Genomic DNA, 20,196 nt, shown 5'->3' on the forward strand with positions numbered 1-20,196 from the left:
TCCTAGAACAACAAAGGAATGGATTTCAGCGGTTGACCAGCTTGGCCGGGGTCAGCCACACCAGCAGCGCACCCACGACCAGGATGGCCGACAGCACATACATCGGCAACTGCGTGCTCTGCGTCATGTCCTTTAGCGCGCCCACCATGTACGGCGACACAAAGCCCGCCAGGTTACCCACCGAATTCACCACGGCGATGCCCGATGCGGCGGCAATGCCGCTCAGGAACGCGGTCGGCAGCGACCAGAACAGCGGGGCGCAGGTCAGCACGCCCGCGGCAGCCAGCGACAGCGCCGCGATGGCCACCGTCGTATTGTGGGTGAACGACGCGGCGATGGCAAAGCCCGTGGCGCCCATCAGTGCCGGCACGATCAGGTGCCAGCGGCGTTCGCGGCGCGAGTCGGCGCTGTGGCCCAGGATGTTCATGACCACGATGGCGCAGAGGAACGGAATGGCCGACAGCAGGCCAATGTTCAGGTTGCCGGTCACGCCGCTGGCCTTGACCAGCGTGGGCATCCAGAACGTCAGCGCGTACTGGCCGGTCACGAAGCAGAAGTAGATCAGGCACATCCACCAGACGCGGCGGTCGCTGAACACGGCACCCAGCGAGTGCATGTCGCGCTGGCCGTTGGCGGCAGCGGCGGCCGATGCGGCGCGCTCGTCTTCCTCGATATTGCGCTTGAGCACCTGCTTTTCGTCGGCGCTGAGCCACGGGGCCTTGTCGATGCCGTCGCGCAGCACAAAGACCGTGACGATGCCGATGGCAAACGCGGGCAGGGCTTCGATGAAGAACATCCATTGCCAGCCGGCCCAGCCGTGCGTGTCGTGGAACGCGTCCATGATCCAGCCCGACAGCGGGTTGCCGAACATGCCGGCCACCGGAATGCCCGACATGAACAACGCGATCATCTTGGCGCGGCGGTGCGACGGATACCAGTAGGTCAGGTACAGGATCACGCCGGGATAGAAGCCCGCTTCGGCCAGGCCCAGCAGGAATCGCATCACGTAGAACTGCGTGGGCGTCTGCACGAACACGAACGCGGCCGAGATGATGCCCCACGTGATCATGATCCGCGCAATCCAGATGCGCGCGCCGAGGCGGTGCATCAGCAGGTTGCTGGGCACCTCGAACAGGAAGTAGCCGATGAAGAACAGCCCGGCGCCCAGGCCGAACACGGTCTCCGAAAACTGCAGGTCCTGCGCCATCTGCAGCTTGGCAAAGCCCACGTTGACGCGATCCAGATAGGCAATCACGTAACAGAGCATCAGGAACGGCATGATGCGCCAGAACACCTTGTTGTAGGCGGTTTTTTCAACAGCGCTTTCGGCGTCTAGCCGGGCGTTGGCGGCAGGGGTCCCCGCCGCGGGGTTGGATGCGGTCATTGGAAATGTCTCCGTCTAGGTCTGGGGCGCTTTAGGCTCCCTCTCCCGCATGGCGGGAGAGGGCGGGGGGGTGAGGGCGGGCGCCACTCGATGCGGTGGCGGTGTTTGCACCGCCACGCCCTCACCCCCAACCCCTCTCCCGCGAGCGGGAGAGGGGAGGAAAACAGTGGATCAATACGTCGTACTCAGGGCCCTACCACTTCGCCTTGAACGTGTCGCGTAATTCGGTCAGCGCATGTTCGTCCAGCGGCGCGGGTTTGTCCTTGAGCATCATCCAGAGCTTTGCGGTTTCCTCCAGCTCTTCAAGCGCCCAGGCTGCGCGCGACACGCTGTCTTCCCACACCACGGGGCCCAGGCGCGCCAGCAGCACGCCGCGCACCTCGTTGGCCAGTTGCGCCACGCGCGCGGCCACGGCCGGATCGCCGGGGCGGTGGTACGGAATCAGCGGGATATGGCCCACCTTCATCACGTAGTACGGCGTGATCGGCGGCAGCACGTCGTCGGGCTGCCAGACGCCGGCCAGCGTCAGTGCCACGAGGTTGGTCGAATGCGTGTGGACCACGCCGTGGGCGTTCGGATTGTTGTCGTAGACACAGCGGTGCAGCGTCAGCGTCTTCGACGGCTTGTCGCCCGACACCCATGTGCCATCGATCGCCACCTTGGCCACCTTGGCCGGGTCGAGCGTGCCCAGGCAGGCGTCGGTGGGCGTGATCAGCCAGCCGTCTTCCAGCCGTGCGCTGATATTGCCCGCCGTGCCCACCGTATAGCCGCGCTGGAACAGGCTGGCGCCGACGCGGCAGATTTCCTCGCGCAGTGCGCTTTCGGTGCTCATCGTGCGGCTCCCAGCGCCTGCAGCGCTTCGTCGAAGAAGTTCTCGCCGCCAAAGTTGCCGGACTTCAGTGCCAGCGCCAGCGGCTCGGCGTCGAGCGTGACCGTGGCCGGCACACCCGGCGCGATCTGCTTGCCGATGCGCAGCGACTGCACGCCCAGCGCCTGGACCACGGCGCCCGACGTTTCACCACCCGCCACCACAAAGCGGCGCGTGCCGCGCGACTTCAGCGTGGCCGCGATGCAGGCCAGCGCATGCTCCACCAGTTCACCGGCGCGTGCCACGCCAAGCTCGGCCTGCACGGCCTTGACCTGCTCCGGTTGCGCGGTGGCGTAGACCAGCACCGGCTCGTCATGATCACGCGCAAAGGCCAGGGCCTCGTCGAACACCGCTTCGCCACGGGCCAGCCGCAGCGGATCGATACGCAGGGCGGGGCGCTTCTGGGCGATCCAGTGCGCCACCTGGCCATTGGTGGCGCGCGATGCGCTACCGGCCAGCACCACGCCGTGACCGTTCACCGCCGGCACCTCGGCCGCGTCGGTGCGCACCGGCAGCAGGCCCGCGCGCCGGAAGTTCTCGGGCAGGCCCAGCGCGATGCCGGAACCGCCGGTAATCAGCGGCAGCGCGGCGCAGCCTTCGCCCAGCGCGAACAGGTCGGCGTCGGAGATGGCATCGGCAATCGCCAGCCGCACGCCTTCGCCGCGCAGCGCGTCGATGCGCGCCTGCACGGCGGCGGCGCCTTTGCCCACGGTGTCGTAGCGCAGCAGCCCGACCTTGGCCTGGCTCTGGCGCTGCAGCACGCGCACCAGGTTGGCATCGGTCATCGGCGTCAGCGGATGGTTTTCCATGCCCGACTCGTTGAGCAGGCCATCGGCCACGAACAGATGGCCGCGGAAGATCGTGCGGCCGTTTTCCGGGAAGGCGGGGCACGCAATCGTGAAGTCGCTGCCCAGCGCGTCCAGCAGCGCTTCGGCAACCGGGCCGATGTTGCCGGCGTCGGTGGAATCGAAGGTCGAGCAGTACTTGAACACGAACTGGCGGCAGCCCTGTTCACGCAGCCATGCCAGCGCGGCCAGCGACTGCGCCACCGCGTCGGCGGCCGGAATGGTGCGCGACTTGAGTGCCACGACGATGGCATCGGCGTTCACGGCCGAGGTGGGCACGCCAATCGTCTGGACGGTGCGCATGCCGTTGCGCACGAGTGTGTTTGCCAGGTCGGTGGCGCCCGTGAAATCGTCGGCGATGCAGCCGAGCAGCGGACGGTTGGTCTGGTCGGACATCGGCTTACTCCTTGGCTTTCGGGAGCTCGATGCCCGGGAAGATCTTGATCACGGCCGAGTCGTCCTCGCCGCCATGGCCGGCCGTGGACGCCATCATGAACATCTGGTGCGCGGCGGCGGAAAGCGGCAGCGGGAACTTGCTGGTGCGCGCGGTATCGAGCACCATGCCCAGGTCCTTCACGAAGATGTCGACAGCCGAGAGCGGCGTGTAGTCGCCCGCCAGGATGTGCGGCACGCGGTTTTCGAACATCCACGAATTGCCGGCGCTGTGCGTGATCACGTCGTAGAGCGCGTCGGGGTCCACGCCTTCGCGCAGGCCCAGGGCCATGGCTTCGGCCGCGGCGGCAATGTGCACGCCCGCCAGAAGCTGGTTGATGATCTTGACCTTCGAGCCCGCGCCGTGCGCGTCGCCCAGGCGGTAGACCTTGCCGGCGATGGCGGCCAGCACGTCCTCGGCCAGCGCGTACGCGGCGGCGGGGCCCGACGTCATCATCGTCATCTCGCCGCTGGCCGCGCGCGCGGCACCGCCCGACACCGGGGCATCGATCATCAGCAGGCCCTGTTCGCCCAGGCGGCGGCCCAGTGCTTCGGCAAAGCCGGGCGGCACGGTGGCGCTGGCAATCACGAGCTTGCCCGCGGCCATCTTCGTCGCGGCGCCCTGTTCGCCGAACAGCACGGCCTCGGTCTGCGCGGCGTTGACCACCAGCGTCAGCACCACGTCGCAGCGCTCGCCCAGTTCGGCGGGGCTGCCACACGGCACGCCGCCGGCATCGGCTAAGCGGCGCAGCACGTCTTCGCGCAGGTCGCACGCGTGAACCTTGAAACCGGCGCGCAGCAGCGACTGCGCCACGCCGTAGCCCATCGCGCCCAAACCGATGACGCCAATATTCCTGGACATGGATATCTCCTGAATTGCGGGATTAGTGCGACGTGTGCTGCGGCTGGTCGCCAGCGGCCGATTCGTCGTCGCCAAGCTGGGACAGCCGACGCGCCGCGTTGTACATGTGGTTCTGCGCCGCGTTGCGCGCGGCGTCGGGGTCGCCGGCACGGATGGCGGCGACGATGGCCTGGTGTTCTTCACGTACCTGGCGCGAGAAGTCCTCGCGCCGCGCCTCGTTGGTGCGCGTCACGCGCGTGGCGGTTTCCAGGTACTGGCTCAGGAACGCCAGGGTCTTGAGGAAATAGGGGTTGCCGGTGGCTTCGGCGATGGCGCGGTGAAAACCCACGTCGGCCTCCACGCCGTCGCCGCCGTCCGCCACCTCGGCGTCCAGCCGGGCCAGCGCGGCATCGATGCCGGCCATGGCGGCGTCCGTCCGGCGCCGGGCGGCTTGCGCGGCCACCTCCGCTTCGATGGAGCGGCGCAGTTCCACGATCTGCAGCACCGATTCCAGCGTGCCGACGTCGGTGTAGTCGATGCGCAGCGGCCGGATGCCGGCCTGCTCGGTGACGAATACGCCGCTGCCCTGGCGCGATTCCACCAGGCCCTCGTACTTGAGCCGGGCGATGGCCTCGCGGATCACGGTCCGGCTGACGCCGAATTCCTCGGACAGCACGGCTTCGGTCGGCAGTTTGGCGCCGCGCGGAAAGGCGCCGCCTTCGATCTTTTCGAGTAGCTGTTCGGCCACGCTGTCGGTCAGCGCACGGGCAGGAATCTTCTGGAACATCGTCGTCACGTCATCGGGTAGTCAGGTCATCATACAAATTTCACAAAAGGATGGCAGGCGGGTTATCCCTAGGATGGTGCGTCGGTGGCCGATAATCGCACGACCGCCGCTGCCATGTTGACCGGGCGAGGCGTATGATTGCGCCTCTTTATTTGCCTTCCGTATCTGCCATGTCCGCCGCTACTGCCCCCACCGATTCCGTCCTGGTCTGCGCCTGGGATGACGCCCGCGAACGCGCGCGCGCCATCCGCTACACCGTCTTTGTGGAAGAACAGGGTGTGCCGGTGGAACTGGAATGGGATGACATGGACGCGCCGAGCTGGCACGCGCTGGCGTTCGCCGCGGATGGCACGCCGGTGGCCACGGGCCGGCTGCTGCCGGACGGCCATATCGGCCGGATGGCCGTGCTCAAGGTGGCGCGCGGCACCGGCATGGGCGCCCGCGTGCTGGACGCCTTGATGGCCAAGGCTGCCGAACTGGGCTATGCCGAGCTGATCCTCAATGCACAGACCCACGCGGCGCCGTTCTATGCGCGCGTGGGCTTCGAGCAGGTTGGTGACGAGTTCGAAGAGGCCGGCATCCCCCACGTCGAGATGCGCAAGCGCATCGGCTAAGCGCTACTAGGCCCCGAACTAGGCCCCGAACTCGTCCAGCAACGCGTCGCGATCCTGGTCCAGCCGGGGTGCCCGGCGGACTTCGCCCGCGTGCCACGTGGCGCCGATCTTGATCGGATTGCCGGCCACGCGCAGTTGCTTGTCCTCGCCGATGCCCACATCCAGCAGCATCTGCCTGGCCGCCACGTGGGCGTTGTCCATGATCTGGGGCACGCCGTTCAGCGGGCCGTGCGGCACGCCGGCCGTCTCCAGAATGGCTTCCCATTCGGCCGTCGATGCCTCGCGCAGGCGCGACTCCAGGCAGGACTTCAACGCCGCGTGATGCTCGTTGCGGGCCGGGACCGATGCAAAGCGCGCGTCGCCAGCCCATTCGGGATGCCCCAGCGCCTCGCACAGCCGTGCGAACAGCGCGTCGTTGCCTACCGCGATCACGATATAGCCGTCCTGCGTGGCGAACATGTCGAACGGCGTGATCGACGGATGCCGCGTGCCGAGCGGCTTCGGTACGCTGCCCGTGGCCGAGAAGCGGGCAATCGGGTTTTCCAGCAGCGCCACCTGGCAATCGAGCATCGAGATGTCCACGCGTTCGCCCACGTCCGTGGCGGCGCGCCGCAGCAGCGCTGCCTGGATGCCGATGGTGGCGTACAGCCCGGCGCCGATATCGCCAATCGACACGCCCACGCGCGCCGGGTTGCCGCCCGGTTCGCCCGTCACGCTCATCAGGCCGCCCATGGCCTGCACCACCATGTCGTACGCCGGCCGGTTGCGATAGGGGCCGGTCTGCCCGAAGCCCGAGATCGACGCATAGACCAGGCGCGGAAAGCGCGCGTGGAGCTGGTCCCAGGTGTAGCCAAGCTTGTCCATCACGCCGGCGCGGAAGTTTTCCACCAGCACGTCGGCACTGGCCAGCATGCGGTCCAGCACCGCGCGGTCGGCGGGGTCCTTGAGGTCGAGCGCAATCGACGACTTGTTGCGGTTCACCGACGCAAAGTACGCCGACTCGCCGTCGACGAACGGACCCACCTGGCGCGAATCATCGCCACGGCCCGGGTTTTCGATCTTGATGACGCGGGCACCCAGGTCCGCCAGCATCATCGTGCAGTAGGGGCCGGCCAGCACGCGCGTCAGGTCGACGACCGTGATGCCGTGCAGGGGGCCATGGGGCGTGCTCATACCGTGCTTCTCCGTGTTCATGCGGGGTTCCGTGTCAGTCGATCTTGGCGCCGCTCGATTGGGCCAGTTCCACGCCGATCTTTCCTTCCTGCGCCGCGAACTGGCGGAATTCCGCCACCGACGCCGACACGGCCACCTCGTCACCTTGCGCCAGGAAGCGCTTCTTGAGTTCAGGGTCGGCCATTACCTTGGCCGTGGCGGCGAACAGCCGGTCGATGATCTCGGGCGGGGTCTTGGCGGGAGCGAACAGGCCGTACCACGCCGACAGGTCGTAGCCCTTGAGGCCGCTTTCGGAGATGGTCGGCAACTGCGGGTTGGCATTGGATCGCTGCGCGGAAGTCACGGCAATCGGCACCACCTTGTGCGTGTCGATCATCGGCTTGACCGACGGCGCGGTGCCGAACGTCAGTTGTACGTCGCCGGCCGCCACGGCCTGGGCCGACGGCGCGCCGCCCTTGTACGGCACGTGGGTCATGCGTACGCCGGCCAGCTTGGTGAAGTAGACGCCGGCCAGATGCGTGATCACGCCGTTACCCGATGACGAATAGTTGAGCGCGCCCGGATTCGCGCGGGCCTGCGTGATCAGGTCCTGCACGTTCTTGATGCCGCTGTCCTTGTTGACGGCCAGGATCAGCGGCGCGGCCGACAGCTTGGTGATCGGCGCGAAATCGGACGGTTCGTACCGGATGTTCTTGTACAGCACCTTGTCGCCACCCATCAGGCTGGCCGTGGCGATGTAGAGCGTGTAGCCGTCGGGCGCGGACTTGGCGACGAATTCGGCCGCGATCGTGGTGCCCGCGCCGGGCCGGTTGTCGACGACCACCGGTTGTCCCAGTTCGCGGCTCAGGGCATCGCCGTATAGCCGCGCGGTATTGTCCGCGCCACCGCCGGCGGGAAAGCCGATCACGAGCCGGATCGGCTTGTTCGGATAGCTGGCCTGCGCCTGGGCGGCAACGGGCAGGACCGTGCAGAGCGTGCCGATGACGGTCAGCGCGGCGCGGCGGGTCAGGGTGGTCGTCATGATGATGTCTCCTCCGTAGCTGTATCGCCACTTGAGTGAAAAGGCGCGGCAGCCTATCTGCCGCGGAACACGGGTGTCCGTTTCTCCTTCCAGGCCGTCGCGCCTTCGCGCAGGTCTTCGGACGTTTCCGAACGGTGGATATCGGCCTGCAGCGCCTGGGCATCCAGGCGGCCGCAGGCGATGTCGTTGAGGTGCCGCTTCATGCCGAGCAACGCAATCGGGGCCATGCCGGCCAACTGGGCGCTCAGCGATTCCACGCGCGTGGCCAGCGCATCGGCGCGTACCACTTCGGTCAGGAAGCCGATTTGCAGCATGGTGTCGGCGTCGATGCGGTCGGTCGTCAGGAACAGGCGCTTCGCGGCATTCAGGCCCAGCCGCGATACATAGCGCTCCATGCCGCCTCGGTAGAAATGCAGGCCCAGGCGGGCGGCCGGCATGAACATGTCGCAGTCCGGCACGCCGACGCGGAAATCGCAAGCCAGGCAGAGGTCGGTGGCGCCGCCGTAGACGCCGCCCTGGATCGCGGCGATGGTGACGGGACGCGCGGCCTCGATGGCGTCGATCACGTCGCCAAAGCTGGTCGCGCCTTCCTCGGCCTTGCCGCCCAGCGACCCGATGTCGTAGCCGCTGCAGAAGTACTTGCCGTCGGCGGCAAACCGCAGCACCAGAACGTCGGGCATGGCGTTCACGGTGGCCACGTGGTCGCGCAGCGCCAGCAGGTCGGTGGGCGCCAGCCGGTTTGCCACCTTGGGCCGGCGCAGCGTTATCGTGGCAACGCGGCCTTCGATAGTCAGCGAGGGTGAGGTATCATCCATTTCGTTATATCTGTTTGCCGTTTTAATATATCAAAAAAGGCTACAGATATTTTTATAAGGAAAGTAGAGGGTATACCCGTGCAATCGCTACAAGACCGCATTCGCGAAAGCGTGATTGCCGCCATTCAGGCGGGAGAACTCAGGCCCGGCGCGCAGATCGACGAGAAGCAGCTTGCCGAGCGTTTCGACAGTTCGCGCACGCCGGTGAGAGAGGCGCTGCTGATGCTGGCGGCGCAGGGGCTGGTGTCGATCGCGCCGCGCGCCGGCATGTTCGTGCACAAGCCCAGCGCGGCCGAGCTGGTGGCCATGTTCGAGACACTGGCGGAGATGGAGGGGGTGGTGGCGCGGCTGGCCACGCGGCGCATTTCGGCGGCGGGGCGCCAGGCCCTGGCCGACGCGCACGAAGCAGCCGGCGTGCCGGCGCGGGTGCGCGACGCGATGGCCTACGCCGAGGCCAACCGAACGTTCCACGAGGTGTTGTACCAGGCGGCGGCCAACCCGTTCCTGTCCGAGCAGATCGTCCAGCTAAGGCGCCGGCTGGCGATCTACTGGCAGCGCAAGGACTTGATCAACGAAGCGCGCGTCGCGACGTCGTACCGCGAGCACGGACACGTGGTCGAGGCCATCCTGGCGGGCCAGGCCGATGCAGCGGCCGAAGCCATGCGCACGCATATCTCGGCTGGCGGCAGGGCGCTGGCCGACCTGGTGCTGCTGGCCGATGCCTCGTCGGAATAGCGGAAGAAGGGTGTAGTAACCGGGCGCCGGGGCGCCCGGAAGACTAGCGTGGCGCGGGGACGGTGCCCTTGTCGCGTGCCAAGTTCAGGCGGCCTTCATAGGCCACCTCGCCGGTCTGGCCGTCGGCGTCGAAGCTGCGCTCGACGTAGTCGAAGCTGCCGTCGTGCCGGACGCGCAGCACGGTGCTGGCGCGTGTGCCGTAGCTCGGTGAGCGGATGAACGCCGACGACAGCAGCTTCTCCCATTCGGGTGCCACGCCGGTGCTCGGCAGTTCCCAGTCGGGCGCCTGCTTTTCATCGGCCAGCAACTGCAGGTAGGGCTCCGCGCTCGATCCGAGTTGTCCGCGATCGGCGGCCAGTACTTCGCACATGGCGCCCACGCGGCTGCGTACCTTTGTCCAGGGCGTGTCGAGCAATGCGTTCGACAGGCCGTACAGACCCGGCTTTAGCTTCTGCGGCTGGCGCGACTTCGAGCGATTGCTGTACCACCAGAGGTCGTGCAGGTCGCTGGCCAGTAGGTTGAAGCCGTTATAGGCGCCGTGCGCGCGGGCCAGGTCGTGCACGTATTCGTCGGGCGTCTGGTTGCCACGCAGGAAGCGCGACACCAGCTCGCCGCGCGAGCGCGCATCGGTACGTTTTTCGGAAGGGGCGCGGTAGTTCGTCAGCGCGGCAAAGCGCGCGCGCGAATCGTCGGGCCATTCGGGGGATTCGGCATTGGCCACGCCCATCCAAGTGCCGGCATCGCCAATCACCTCGGCCAGGTCGCGGCCGCCCAGCACTTCGGGGGCATCGTGCCACCAGTGCGCGGCTGCCGCCGGGCGGGCATAGAATTCGTCGCGGTTGCCGGCCACCACCAGGGCATAGTCCGGGTGCGATTGCCAGGCCACCAATATCAGGCACATGGGGGCTTCCTTTACTGCTTTGTCACGTCTGGCGAGCTACATCTCGCGTCACAGCACGTCCAGGTCGACGAACCGTTCGCTCATCCGATCGCCACTGATCCACTGCGCCAGCCCGCTCTGGCGCCACAGTCCGTCGAGCGTGGCATCGAAGGCGGGCGGCGCATCGGCGTAACACTCCATCCACGTCTGCAGGCCCGCGCGGGTCTCGGGTCTGCGCATCAGCGTACCACCAATCCCGGTCGCCTCGGCGACCGTTTCCATCCAGCGGTGCCAGTGCGGCAGGGCCTCGGCCGCATGCGCATCGGGCACCTTGAAGTAGACGTAGAGATGATCGCTCATGTCGAAGTTCCCGTGGCGTTCAGCCTGCCGCTTCGGCCTCGTTTGGCAGCGGTACTGCGTACGGCAGCGCACGCGTGGCCAGTGCCGATCCATTGGCGGCACCCAGGTGCAGGGCGCCGGCGGCGGCGTCGATCTTCAGTTCGGCCAGGCCATCCCAGCCGCCCAGCGGCGACGCGGCGGCGTTGACCACCATGCCGCACGGCTGCTCGGGGTCTTCGGGGCGGAAAATCTCGGTGGCGGCGGCCGGTACGGCGCCTTCGCCATGCACGCGCCACATGCGGCGCTTGAGCGTGCCGCGATACTGGCTGCGCGCCACCACTTCCTGGCCGGGATAGCAGCCCTTGCGGAAGTTGACGCCGCCAATCAGCTCGAAGTTGATCATCTGCGGCACGAACTGTTCCTGCGTGGCGGCGGCGATGCGCGGAATGCCGGCGCCGATGTCGAGCCAGTCCCAGAAGGCCGGCGCCACCGGGGTCAACGTGGCCGCAAGCGCCTGCTGCAGCGAATCGGCGCGTTCGGCGGCCGCAACGACCTGCCAGCGCGGCTCGCCTTCGGCGTCGGGCAGGCGGATCACGCTCACGCCATCGGCATGCGCGGTGGCCAGCGGGCCTTGCGGCACCGGCACGCCGGCCTGGCGCAGCGCGGTTTCCGCGCCGGCGCCAGCCACGCCCAGCACGCGGTGCGTGGCTGTCAGGTCCGTCAGCTTGGCCTTGGCGCGCAGCACGAACATGCTCAGGCGCTTCTGGATCGGCGGCTGGATATCGGCGGACAGTTGCAGCACGATGCCGTCGGCGTCGCGCCACATCAGGAAGCTGGCCATCAGCCGACCCTTGGGCGAGCAGTAGCCGGCCAGCCGCGCGGTGTCGGCGGTCAGGTCTTCCACGGCATTGGTCAGCTGGCTGTGCAGGAAGGTGGCGGCATCGTCGCCAGCCACGCGGATCAGGCCCAGGCCGGCGGGCGCGGTGACGATACCGGCGGCGGGCAGGGCGGCGAAGCTTTCAGCGAGAGACGGGAAATCGGAGGCGGACATGCAGACGGTCCTGGAAGGCAATCGGTACGGGTGAATGTGTGGCGCAACCGCGTGGGTGCAAGGCTGCAAGTAACGCTCGGTGACACATGGGCCACAAGGCTCCCGGTATTATATGGGCCTGTCGCCATTCCGGCCGGCCGCCCCAATGATCCCGACCCGCCGGCGGGGACATGGCGGCTGGTGCTCATTCCTACTCCATGAAACGTCTGTTCCTGCGCCTGGTCGGTGTCTTGCTGGTCTTCGCCATGGCCGCCGCCGGCGGCTTTGCCTGGTGGGCCAACCAGCCCCTGGGCCTGTCCGCATCCCCAGTCGAAATCATCGTCAAGCCCAATTCCGGCGTGGCCAGCGTCGGCCGCCAGATCCAGCGCGGCGGCGTAGCCATGGACCCGCGCCTGTTCCAGCTGCTGGCGCGCATCACGGGTCACGGCGCCGACCTCAAGGCCGGCGGCTACCAGTTCGAAACCGGCGTGACGCCGCTGGACGTGATCGAAAAGCTGGCGAAGGGCGAGGTCACGCACTACGTGGTCACCGTGATCGAGGGCTGGGAATTCCGCAAGATGCGCGCCGCCGTGGACGCCAGCGCCGCGCTCAAGCACGACACCCAGAACATGACCGATGCCGAACTGATGAAGGCCATCGGCGCGCCGGAGCCGTCGCCCGAAGGCATGTTCTTTCCGGACACCTACCTGTTCGCGCGCGGCAGCAGCGATATCGAGCTGTACCGCCACGCCTACCGCGCCATGCAGAAGCGGCTGAACGACGCCTGGAACGCGCGCTCGCCCGACCTGCCGTACAAGACGCCGTACGAGGCGCTGGTCATGGCGTCGATCGTCGAGAAAGAAACGGGCCAGGCGTCCGAGCGGCCGATGATTGCCGCCGTGTTCGTGAACCGGCTGCGCAAGAACATGATGCTGCAGACGGACCCGACCGTGATCTACGGCATCGGGCCGACCTTCGACGGCAACCTGCGCAAGAAGGATTTGCTGACCGACACCCCGTACAATACGTACACCCGGACCGGCCTGCCGCCGACCCCGATCGCGTTGCCAGGTCTGGCCTCGCTGGCCGCGGCCACCACGCCGGCGCCCACCGATGCGCTGTACTTCGTGGCCCGTGGCGACGGCAGCAGCCATTTTTCCAGCTCACTCCCCGAACACAATCGCGCGGTCGACAAGTACCAGCGCGGAAAGCCCTGATTTCATGCGCGGCAGATTCATTACTTTCGAAGGCATCGACGGCGCTGGCAAGAGCACCCATATCGAATGGGTGGCCGAGCGCCTGCGCGCACGCGCAACCGTGGTAACCACCCGCGAGCCCGGGGGCACGCCGCTGGGCGAAGACCTGCGCGGCTTGCTGCTGCACCGCAAGATGGACCTGGAGACCGAGGCGCTGCTGATGTTCGCAGCCCGTCGCGAGCATATCGCCGAAGTCATCGAGCCGGCGCTGTCGCGCGGCGACTGGGTCATCTCCGACCGTTTCACCGATGCGACCTTCGCCTACCAGGGCGGCGGCCGTGGCCTGCCGCGCGCGCGGCTGGAGGCGCTGGAGCAGTGGGTGCAGGGCGGCTTGCAGCCAGACCTGACACTGTTGTTCGATGTGCCGCTGGAAACCGCGGCCCAACGCCTGGCGAACGCCCGCGAGCCGGACAAGTTCGAGGCCGAATCGCGCGCGTTCTTCGAGCGGACCCGCGCCGAATACCTGCGCCGCGCCGCCGAGGCCCCGCAGCGTTTTCGCGTGATCGACGCCACGCGGTCGATCGAAGAGATTCGCGTGACGCTTGAGGAAATCCTCTCAAGCCTTTGATTCATTGTGTATATATGGTGGCGATGATGAGGCCGGGCGCCGCTCGGACAATACATGAAGCCATCGCGCTAACTGACTGATCCGGCATGCTTTATCCCTGGCAACGAGAAGACTGGCAACGGCTGGCCGCGCTGCGCGACCGGCTGCCGCACGCGCTGCTGCTGAATGGCCAGCAAGGCATTGGCAAGCGCGACCTGGCGCTGCATTTCGCCCAGGGCCTGCTGTGTGAAGCCGCGCTGCCCGACGGCCAGCCGTGCAATACCTGCAAGGCCTGCCACTGGTTCAGCCAGGGCAACCATCCCGACTTCACCGTGGTGCGGCCCGAGGCGCTGGAAGCCGGCGCGGGCGAGGCCGACGGCGATGCCGAAGGCGGCAGCAGCAAGAAGAAGGCGCCGAGCAAGATCATCCGCATGGAGCAGGTGCGGGCGCTGATCGAAGCCGTGGGCGTGGGTACCCATCGCGCCGGGCTGCGCGTGGTGGTGGTGTATCCGCTCGATGCGTTGCAGACCGAGGGCGCCAATGCGCTGCTCAAGACTCTGGAAGAGCCGCCACCGTCGACCGTGTTCCTGCTGGTGACCGACCGCCTGGACCGCGTGCTGCCCACCATCCTGTCGCGCTGCCGCCAGTTCGCGGTGACGCGCCCCACGGGGGCCGCCGCGCTGGACTGGCTGCGCAGCCAGGGCGTGGCCGACGTCGAGGCGCAACTGGCCCTGTCGGGCGGCGCGCCGCTGACCGCGCTGCACGCCGCCGAGGCCGAGGAGCAGCCGCTGCAGCGCTGGCTGGTAGGCCAGCTTGGCGGTGGCGCGGCGTTCGATGCGCTGGCGGCGGCCGAGCAGTTGCAGAAGCTGCCGGTGCCGGCCGTGCTGGGCGTGCTGCAGCGCTGGACCTACGACCTGCTGGCGATATGTGTGGGCACGGGCGCCGTGCGCTATTTCCCGAAGGAGCAGGCCGCGCTGGGACGTTGCGCTGCCGCCACCGACGCCCATCGGCTGCAGGGGTTTGCCGCGCGGCTGGTCAACCACCGCCGCAGCGAGAACCACCCGCTGGCCGCCCGGCTGGTGATGGAATCCGTTTTTCTCGATTACCGGCAGCTGTTTCGCTGAGGTTCCGCGGACGTTCCGCTGAAAGCCACAGCCGGCCGCAAAAACATAGGCATCGATGGGCACACGTGGTAAAAGTCGAGCCACGCTGTTCCCATATTCAATAGCCCGCACAAAGCGGGCAAAACCCAGGGGTCGAACATGAATGCACCAGTCACGATGCCGCCGCGTCCAGCGACGGCCGCGCCCGGACAACCTGCCGCACCCGCGTCCGCCACAGGCGGCGCGCCGCAGCGTCCGAACGTGTTGTCGCTGTCGATCAAGGATCAGGCCGGGCTCTATAGCGCCTACATGCCTTTCCTGTCGCGCGGCGGTATTTTCGTGCCGTCGAACCGGCCGTTCCGGCTGGGCGAACAGGTCTTCCTGGTGCTTTCATTGCTCGATCGGCCGCAGAAGTACCAGGTGCAGGGCACCGTGGCATGGATCACCCCGGCCGGCACGCCGCTGAAGACGCCCGGCGTGGGCGTGCATCTGCCGGACGACGACAATGGCCGCTCGCTGAAGCGCGCGGTCGAGGAGCTGCTGGGCAAGGCCATCGAATCGGGGCGGCCCACGCAGACCATCTAACCTCACGAAAAACGCGAAGCAAGCTTCGCAAGTTATTGGTTTTATGAGCAATATTGGCTTCACGGTGCGTCTGGCGACGCGCGACGACCTGCCCGGCATCGTCGAGATCTATAACAGTACGGTGGCGTCGCGCATGGTGACGGCCGATACGGAACCGGTGTCGGTGGCATCGCGCGAAGCGTGGTTCGAGGCGCACCGGCCCGAGCGCCGCCCGCTGTGGGTGTGCGATTCGGCCGATGGCCGCATGGCCGGCTGGGTGAGTTTTTCGGATTTCTACGGCCGCCCGGCCTACGGTGCCACGGCCGAAGTCTCGATCTATCTGCACGAGGGCTTCCGTGGCCAGGGGCTGGGCCGGTTCCTGCTTGAAGAGGCAATTGCCCATGCGCCCAAGGTCGGCGTGAACACGTTGCTGGGCTTTATCTTTGGCCACAATGCGCCGAGCCTGGCGCTGTTCGAGCGCCATGGCTTCTCGCGCTGGGGTGACCTGCCGCGTGTGGCCGTGCTGGATGGCATCGAGCGCGACCTGGTCATCCTGGGCCGCCGCCTCGACTGAGCGCGAGGTAAAAAACACACCATGTTTGTCGACTCCCATTGCCATATCGATTTTCCGGAACTGGCGCAGCGCCTGCCCCAGTTGCTGGAAAACATGAAGAACAACCAGGTCACCCATGCGCTGTGCATCTCGGTGACGCTGGAAGATTTTCCGCGCGTGCTGGCGCTGGCCGAGCAGCACCCGAACCTCTACGCGTCGGTGGGCGTGCATCCCGACTACGAGGAAGACGCCGAGGAACCGACGCTGGAACGCCTGGTGACGCTGTCCGCGCACCCGCGCGTGGTCGGCACCGGCGAGACCGGGCTGGACTACTACCGCCTGAACGGCCGCAGCGTGGCCGACATGGAATGGCAGCGCGAGCGTTTTCGCACCCATATCCGTGCCGCGCGCCAGACCGGCAAGCCGCTGATCATCCATACGCGGTCGTCGGCGGACGACACGATCCGCCTGATGCGCGAGGAAAACGCGCGCGAGGCCGGCGGCGTGATGCATTGCTTCACCGAAACCTGGGACATCGCCAGGCAGGCGCTGGACGAGGGCTTTTATATCTCGTTCTCGGGCATCGTCACGTTCAAGAGCGCCGCCGACCTGCAGGAAACCGCGAAGAAGGTGCCGCTGGATCGCATGCTGATCGAAACCGATTCGCCGTACCTGGCGCCGGTGCCGTATCGCGGCAAGACCAACGAACCGGCCTGGGTGCGCCATGTGGGCGAGTTCATCGCCCAGCTACGCGGGGTGCCAGTGGAAGCGGTTGCGGAACAGACGACCGAAAACTTCTTCCGGCTTTTCAAGCACATAGACAGGAATGCTCATGCTTGATATGAAGATTCGGCGGCTCGCCTCGGCAATGTCGCTGGTAGGCATGGTGGCCATGACCGGCTGCGCACTGGTGCAGGCCGCGCCGGCCGACGACATGCGCAAGGCCGTGGAATTCGACGACGGCAATACCGTGACGAAGCTGCTGTCCCGTGGCGTGGACCCGAACCTCGTGGACAACCGCGGCAATCCGATGCTGGTGGTGGCGCTGCGTGAGAAGTCGACCAAGGCGGCCACGGCGCTGATCAAGGCCAAGAACATCGACTTCGACAAGACCAATTCGGCCGGCGAGAACGCGCTGATGATGGCGGCGCTGAACGGCCAGCTCGACATGATCAAGCTGATGGTCGACGGCGAGGAAGCCGAGGTCAACAAGAAGGGCTGGGCGCCGCTGCACTATGCCGCGACCAATGGCCACAACGACGTGGTCAAGTACCTGGTGGATCACGCCGCCTATATCGACGCCGAGAGCCCGAACGGCACCACGCCGCTGATGATGGCCGCGCGGGGCGGGCATATCGATACGGTCAAGCTGCTGCTGGACGAAGGTGCGGACATGCGCCTGAAGAACCAGCAGGGCATGACGGTGATCGACTTCGCGGAGCAGTACAACCAGAAGGAAATCGCCACCGGCCTGAAGTCGCGCTGGCAAAAACTCTACGGCACCGTGCCGGCCGCCGCGCCGCAGCCCAAGCCGTACGTGCCGCCCAACGGGCAGCCGCAGCCCAAGCCGTACTAAGCGGCGACTGGCAGCACGGGAAACCTCAAGGAAACTCGCGTTCGGAGATCGTTACCGAGCGCGAGGTGCCGCCCGGCACCGCGTAGAGCTTGAAGACATTGCGGTTGGCGCTGGTGCCGGCCAGTTCCCGGACTTCGCTCAGGTCGAAGCGCTCGGAGCGGAAGATCTCGCCGGAGTCCAGGCTCTGGTAGCGCAGGTCGTAGGCGCCGGGCGAAATATTCTCCATCGTGAACGCCGACCCGCTGCGCACGAAGCTCGTGCGCACGGGCAGCGGGGCGTTGCCATCCACGGCCACCAGCTTCAGCAGCACGTCCGAGGCGCTGCCCGAATTGTCGACCGTCAGCGTCGACAGTCCATTCCCATTCAAGACCGGATAGCCGGGCAGGTAGCCCGAATGATCGGGCCATGGCGTGCCGCGCGGCGTCATGGATGGCCGCGCGTACTTGCGGTCGGTGCTGGCGGTGCTCGGCGCCAGCGACCGGGCCAGCGTCTGGGCGGTGCCTGTCGGGGTACTTGCCGGGGCGGTGGCTGCGGCCGGCCGGCTGCCGTCGCTGGCGGATGCCTCGCTGGTGGCCGACCAGTCGCCCAGCATGATCACGATGATGGCGCCAATCGCCGCGTAAAGGGCGAACGATCCGTACCGGGGCAGCGGAGTGGCCGGGCCGTCGGCGGCGCGGTTGCGGGTGGCGCGATCGGCGCGGGTCCGGCGCGGCTTGCGTGGGCGGGCGGGCGGCCCATCGACGTCGTCGGTATCGGTGGCCGGCGGTTCCGCCGCCTGGCGCGCGGCGGCGGCCTGGCGGGCGGCCTGCTGGCGTTGCGCGGCCTGGCGCTGCGCCTGGGCGGCCGCGGTGGCCGAGCGCTGCGCGTAAGCCTGGCGCTGCTTCTTGTCGGCTTCGCGCTTTTCCTCGGCGACGATCCACTGGTCGTGCTCTGCACGCCGCTCGGGATCGCGCAGCACGTCGTAGGCGGCATTCAGCAGCCGCATGACGCGGTTGGCTTCCTCGCTGTCGGCGTGCCGGTCGGGATGGTATTTCTGGCTCAAGGACTTGTACGCGGCCCGAATCACTTCGGCCGGCGCGTCGCGTGAAACCTTGAGGTTGTCGTAGTGGGTGTGCATCAAGCGGAAAGACGCATTGGCGGTGGTCGACAACAGATAACGGCAATCCGCCGCCATTTTCAAGTCAAAGCGGCAACTGACTGGGCTGCGCACCCAAGTTTCATGCAAATGGGGGATCTTTGTCTGCGGGGTGGCGAACAAAGCGCCGGGCGGCACAGGACGTGCCGCCAGCAGGGAGGTGCCAGGAGGGAGGCGCCAGGGCCGACCTGGCGCAAGCTTACAACGCCGTTGCCAGTCGCGCGAGGCCCGCGCGGATGCCATCCACGCCGATGCCGCCATAGCCGAACAGGATGCCGGGCCGCACCGGATGCGCGCCATACATCGCCGTCATGCCCGTCACACCCACGCCGGCCTGCGCGGCGCGTGCCACGACCTGGGCTTCATCCACGCCATCGGCCAGCGCTGCCGCCATATGCAGGCCGGCCGCCGACGGCAGCGGCGTCAGCCACGGCGACAGGTTGCGGTGCAGGCCGGCCAGCAGCGCCGCGCGCCGTGCCGCGTACTCCTTGTGCACCCGGCGCAGGTGCTTGCCGAAGTAGCCGTCGAGCATGAACTTGGCCAGCGCGGTCTGCGTCATTGTGCAGCTATGCCAGTCCACCACCTGCTTGGCCTTGCACAGCGCGCCGGCCAGCGGGCGGGGCGGAATCACGTAGCCGACGCGCAGCTCCGGGAAGATCGTCTTCGAGAACGTGCCCACGTAGGCCACCACATCGGCGTTGTCCAGGCCCTTGAGCGATTCCATCGGGCGTCCCTCGAAGCGGAACTCGCCGTCGTAGTCGTCCTCGATCACCAGCGCGCCCTGGCGCTGGGCCCAGTCGAGCAACGCCAGGCGCCGTTCCAGTGCCATCGGCATGCCCAGCGGAAACTGGTGGGCCGGCGTGACGTAGATCAGCCGGGCATTGGCCGGCAGCGCATCGACGACCAGGCCGTCGGCATCCACCGGCACCGAGACCACGCGGGCACCCAGCGCCGCGAAGATCGCGCGGGCGCGGGGGTAGCCGGGGTTCTCCATGGCCACCACGTCGCCCGGGCGCAGCACGGCGCGGGCCAGCAGGTTGATGGCCTGCTGCGCGCCCTGGGTGATGATCACTTCCTGCCAGGAACTCACTACCGCGCGGCTGAACGACAGGTAGCGCGACACCGCCATGCGCAGGTCCTGCTCGCCGGCGGGGTCGTGGTACACGCCACGGCCGCGCGCCTGCACGCGCAACGCGTGGTTGACGCAGCGGCGCCACTGGTCGAACGGGAACAACTGCTTGTCGATGGCGCCGCCGGCAAAGTCGAACTCCAAGGCGGGCGCGGCATGGGGGTTGGGCAGCGCATCGGGCAGCAGGTCCCAGACCGGGTTGGCCACCGGCTGCGCCGGCATGAGCGGCGGCGCGGGGGATAGCCGCGTCATCTCGTCGGCCACGAAGGTGCCGTCGCCGGTACGGGTGCGCAGGTAGCCCTCGGCAATCAGGCGCTCGAACACATCGAGCGTGGTCTTGCGCGAGACACCGAGCTGGGAGGCCAGTTCGCGCGTGGAGGGCAGCCGCTCGCCCGGCGCCAGCCGGCCCTCGACCACGCCGGCGCGTAGCTGGCGGTAGATCTGGCCGGCCAGGCCGTTGCGGCCTTCAAGGGTCAAGTGCACGTTCATGGATGGGGGCGTCTTCCGGGCAGGTGCGCGCGTGAGGGCAGGGATCGGATTCCGGGGGTACCGGTGCTTTCGGGTGGTTC

The 20,196-nt window shown here is 67.4% G+C and carries 22 protein-coding genes; 9 read left to right on the forward strand and 13 right to left on the reverse strand.

Features of this window, described 5'->3' with window-relative positions; translation table 11 throughout:
• Positions 1-25: 25 nt before the first annotated feature.
• From MFF62_RS27720 to MFF62_RS27740, 5 genes are all read right to left on the reverse strand, one after another.
• Positions 26-1,384, reverse strand: coding sequence for an MFS transporter (locus MFF62_RS27720; RefSeq protein ID WP_238266544.1), 1,359 nt, complete (start codon positions 1,382-1,384; stop codon positions 26-28).
• Positions 1,385-1,577: 193 nt separating this feature from the next.
• Positions 1,578-2,216, reverse strand: a complete 639-nt coding sequence (gene otnC, locus MFF62_RS27725; protein WP_238266545.1) for a 3-oxo-tetronate 4-phosphate decarboxylase — start codon at positions 2,214-2,216, stop codon at positions 1,578-1,580.
• Entirely contained in the window at positions 2,213-3,493 is a 1,281-nt protein-coding gene (gene otnK / locus MFF62_RS27730) for a 3-oxo-tetronate kinase (RefSeq protein WP_238266546.1), read from the reverse strand. The genes otnC and otnK overlap by 4 nt, the downstream gene beginning before the upstream one ends.
• 4 nt (positions 3,494-3,497) lie before the next feature.
• A complete protein-coding gene (gene ltnD, locus MFF62_RS27735) occupies positions 3,498-4,391 on the reverse strand; it encodes an L-threonate dehydrogenase (protein ID WP_238266553.1) in 894 nt (297 codons plus the stop codon).
• A gap of 22 nt (positions 4,392-4,413) precedes the next feature.
• Complete coding sequence (locus MFF62_RS27740; RefSeq protein WP_238266555.1) at positions 4,414-5,157, reverse strand: FadR/GntR family transcriptional regulator; 744 nt, start codon at positions 5,155-5,157, stop codon at positions 4,414-4,416.
• Positions 5,158-5,327: 170 nt separating this feature from the next.
• On the opposite strand from MFF62_RS27740, the gene MFF62_RS27745 reads away from it, so the two are divergent.
• A complete protein-coding gene (locus tag MFF62_RS27745; RefSeq protein ID WP_238266558.1) occupies positions 5,328-5,771 on the forward strand; it encodes a GNAT family N-acetyltransferase in 444 nt (147 codons plus the stop codon).
• Positions 5,772-5,789: 18 nt separating this feature from the next.
• Here MFF62_RS27745 and MFF62_RS27750 read toward each other — a convergent pair whose 3' ends face one another.
• Genes MFF62_RS27750 through MFF62_RS27760 form a run of 3 tightly spaced genes read right to left on the reverse strand, consistent with a single transcriptional unit; the run spans position 5,790 to position 8,780 of the window.
• On the reverse strand, positions 5,790-6,965 hold the full coding sequence (locus tag MFF62_RS27750; protein ID WP_404990850.1) for a CaiB/BaiF CoA transferase family protein: 1,176 nt from the start codon (positions 6,963-6,965) through the stop codon (positions 5,790-5,792).
• 13 nt (positions 6,966-6,978) lie between these two features.
• Positions 6,979-7,965: a Bug family tripartite tricarboxylate transporter substrate binding protein gene (locus MFF62_RS27755; protein ID WP_238266567.1), complete on the reverse strand. Its 987-nt coding sequence runs from the start codon at positions 7,963-7,965 to the stop codon at positions 6,979-6,981.
• Positions 7,966-8,018: 53 nt separating this feature from the next.
• A complete protein-coding gene (locus tag MFF62_RS27760) occupies positions 8,019-8,780 on the reverse strand; it encodes an enoyl-CoA hydratase/isomerase family protein (protein ID WP_238266569.1) in 762 nt (253 codons plus the stop codon).
• 78 nt (positions 8,781-8,858) lie between these two features.
• Here MFF62_RS27760 and MFF62_RS27765 point away from each other — a divergent pair, with 78 nt between their 5' ends.
• A complete protein-coding gene (locus tag MFF62_RS27765) occupies positions 8,859-9,515 on the forward strand; it encodes a GntR family transcriptional regulator (RefSeq protein ID WP_238266570.1) in 657 nt (218 codons plus the stop codon).
• Between the two features lie 43 nt (positions 9,516-9,558).
• Here the strand turns inward: MFF62_RS27765 and MFF62_RS27770 are convergent, their stop codons facing one another.
• From MFF62_RS27770 to ygfZ, 3 genes are read right to left on the reverse strand one after another with little or no spacing between them, the layout of a single operon-like run.
• Complete coding sequence (locus tag MFF62_RS27770) at positions 9,559-10,416, reverse strand: NRDE family protein (RefSeq protein WP_238266577.1); 858 nt, start codon at positions 10,414-10,416, stop codon at positions 9,559-9,561.
• A 48-nt stretch (positions 10,417-10,464) separates the two neighbouring features.
• Positions 10,465-10,755, reverse strand: a complete 291-nt coding sequence (locus MFF62_RS27775; protein ID WP_238266579.1) for a DUF4936 family protein — start codon at positions 10,753-10,755, stop codon at positions 10,465-10,467.
• 19 nt (positions 10,756-10,774) lie between these two features.
• The gene (gene ygfZ, locus MFF62_RS27780; RefSeq protein ID WP_238266581.1) at positions 10,775-11,785 is read right to left on the reverse strand and encodes a CAF17-like 4Fe-4S cluster assembly/insertion protein YgfZ; all 1,011 of its coding nucleotides are present in this window, start codon (positions 11,783-11,785) and stop codon (positions 10,775-10,777) included.
• 197 nt (positions 11,786-11,982) lie between these two features.
• Here ygfZ and mltG point away from each other — a divergent pair, with 197 nt between their 5' ends.
• The 7 genes from mltG to MFF62_RS27815 all read left to right on the forward strand — a co-directional run bounded on the left by mltG (position 11,983) and on the right by MFF62_RS27815 (position 17,363).
• The gene (gene mltG / locus MFF62_RS27785) at positions 11,983-12,981 is read left to right on the forward strand and encodes an endolytic transglycosylase MltG (RefSeq protein WP_238266584.1); all 999 of its coding nucleotides are present in this window, start codon (positions 11,983-11,985) and stop codon (positions 12,979-12,981) included.
• Positions 12,982-12,985: 4 nt separating this feature from the next.
• Complete coding sequence (tmk, locus tag MFF62_RS27790) at positions 12,986-13,588, forward strand: dTMP kinase (RefSeq protein ID WP_238266589.1); 603 nt, start codon at positions 12,986-12,988, stop codon at positions 13,586-13,588.
• An 86-nt stretch (positions 13,589-13,674) separates the two neighbouring features.
• On the forward strand, positions 13,675-14,691 hold the full coding sequence (locus tag MFF62_RS27795; protein ID WP_238266590.1) for a DNA polymerase III subunit delta': 1,017 nt from the start codon (positions 13,675-13,677) through the stop codon (positions 14,689-14,691).
• Between the two features lie 138 nt (positions 14,692-14,829).
• Complete coding sequence (locus MFF62_RS27800) at positions 14,830-15,255, forward strand: PilZ domain-containing protein (protein WP_238266592.1); 426 nt, start codon at positions 14,830-14,832, stop codon at positions 15,253-15,255.
• A gap of 43 nt (positions 15,256-15,298) precedes the next feature.
• Positions 15,299-15,808: a GNAT family N-acetyltransferase gene (locus tag MFF62_RS27805; RefSeq protein WP_238266594.1), complete on the forward strand. Its 510-nt coding sequence runs from the start codon at positions 15,299-15,301 to the stop codon at positions 15,806-15,808.
• A 21-nt stretch (positions 15,809-15,829) separates the two neighbouring features.
• Positions 15,830-16,627 (forward strand): TatD family hydrolase, encoded by a 798-nt coding sequence (locus MFF62_RS27810; RefSeq protein ID WP_238266596.1) that lies wholly within the window; start codon positions 15,830-15,832, stop codon positions 16,625-16,627.
• Positions 16,620-17,363 (forward strand): ankyrin repeat domain-containing protein, encoded by a 744-nt coding sequence (locus MFF62_RS27815; protein ID WP_238266598.1) that lies wholly within the window; start codon positions 16,620-16,622, stop codon positions 17,361-17,363. The genes MFF62_RS27810 and MFF62_RS27815 overlap by 8 nt, the downstream gene beginning before the upstream one ends.
• Before the next feature lie 25 nt (positions 17,364-17,388).
• On the opposite strand, the gene MFF62_RS27820 is transcribed toward MFF62_RS27815, so the two are convergent.
• Both MFF62_RS27820 and pdxR read right to left on the reverse strand, forming a co-directional pair.
• Positions 17,389-18,480: a J domain-containing protein gene (locus tag MFF62_RS27820; protein ID WP_238266687.1), complete on the reverse strand. Its 1,092-nt coding sequence runs from the start codon at positions 18,478-18,480 to the stop codon at positions 17,389-17,391.
• Positions 18,481-18,697: 217 nt separating this feature from the next.
• The gene (gene pdxR / locus MFF62_RS27825; RefSeq protein WP_238266600.1) at positions 18,698-20,116 is read right to left on the reverse strand and encodes a MocR-like pyridoxine biosynthesis transcription factor PdxR; all 1,419 of its coding nucleotides are present in this window, start codon (positions 20,114-20,116) and stop codon (positions 18,698-18,700) included.
• Between the last annotated feature and the right edge of the window lie 80 nt (positions 20,117-20,196).

This window comes from Cupriavidus pauculus (genome assembly GCF_022179805.1).
In the GTDB taxonomy this organism is placed as follows: domain Bacteria; phylum Pseudomonadota; class Gammaproteobacteria; order Burkholderiales; family Burkholderiaceae; genus Cupriavidus; species Cupriavidus pauculus_E.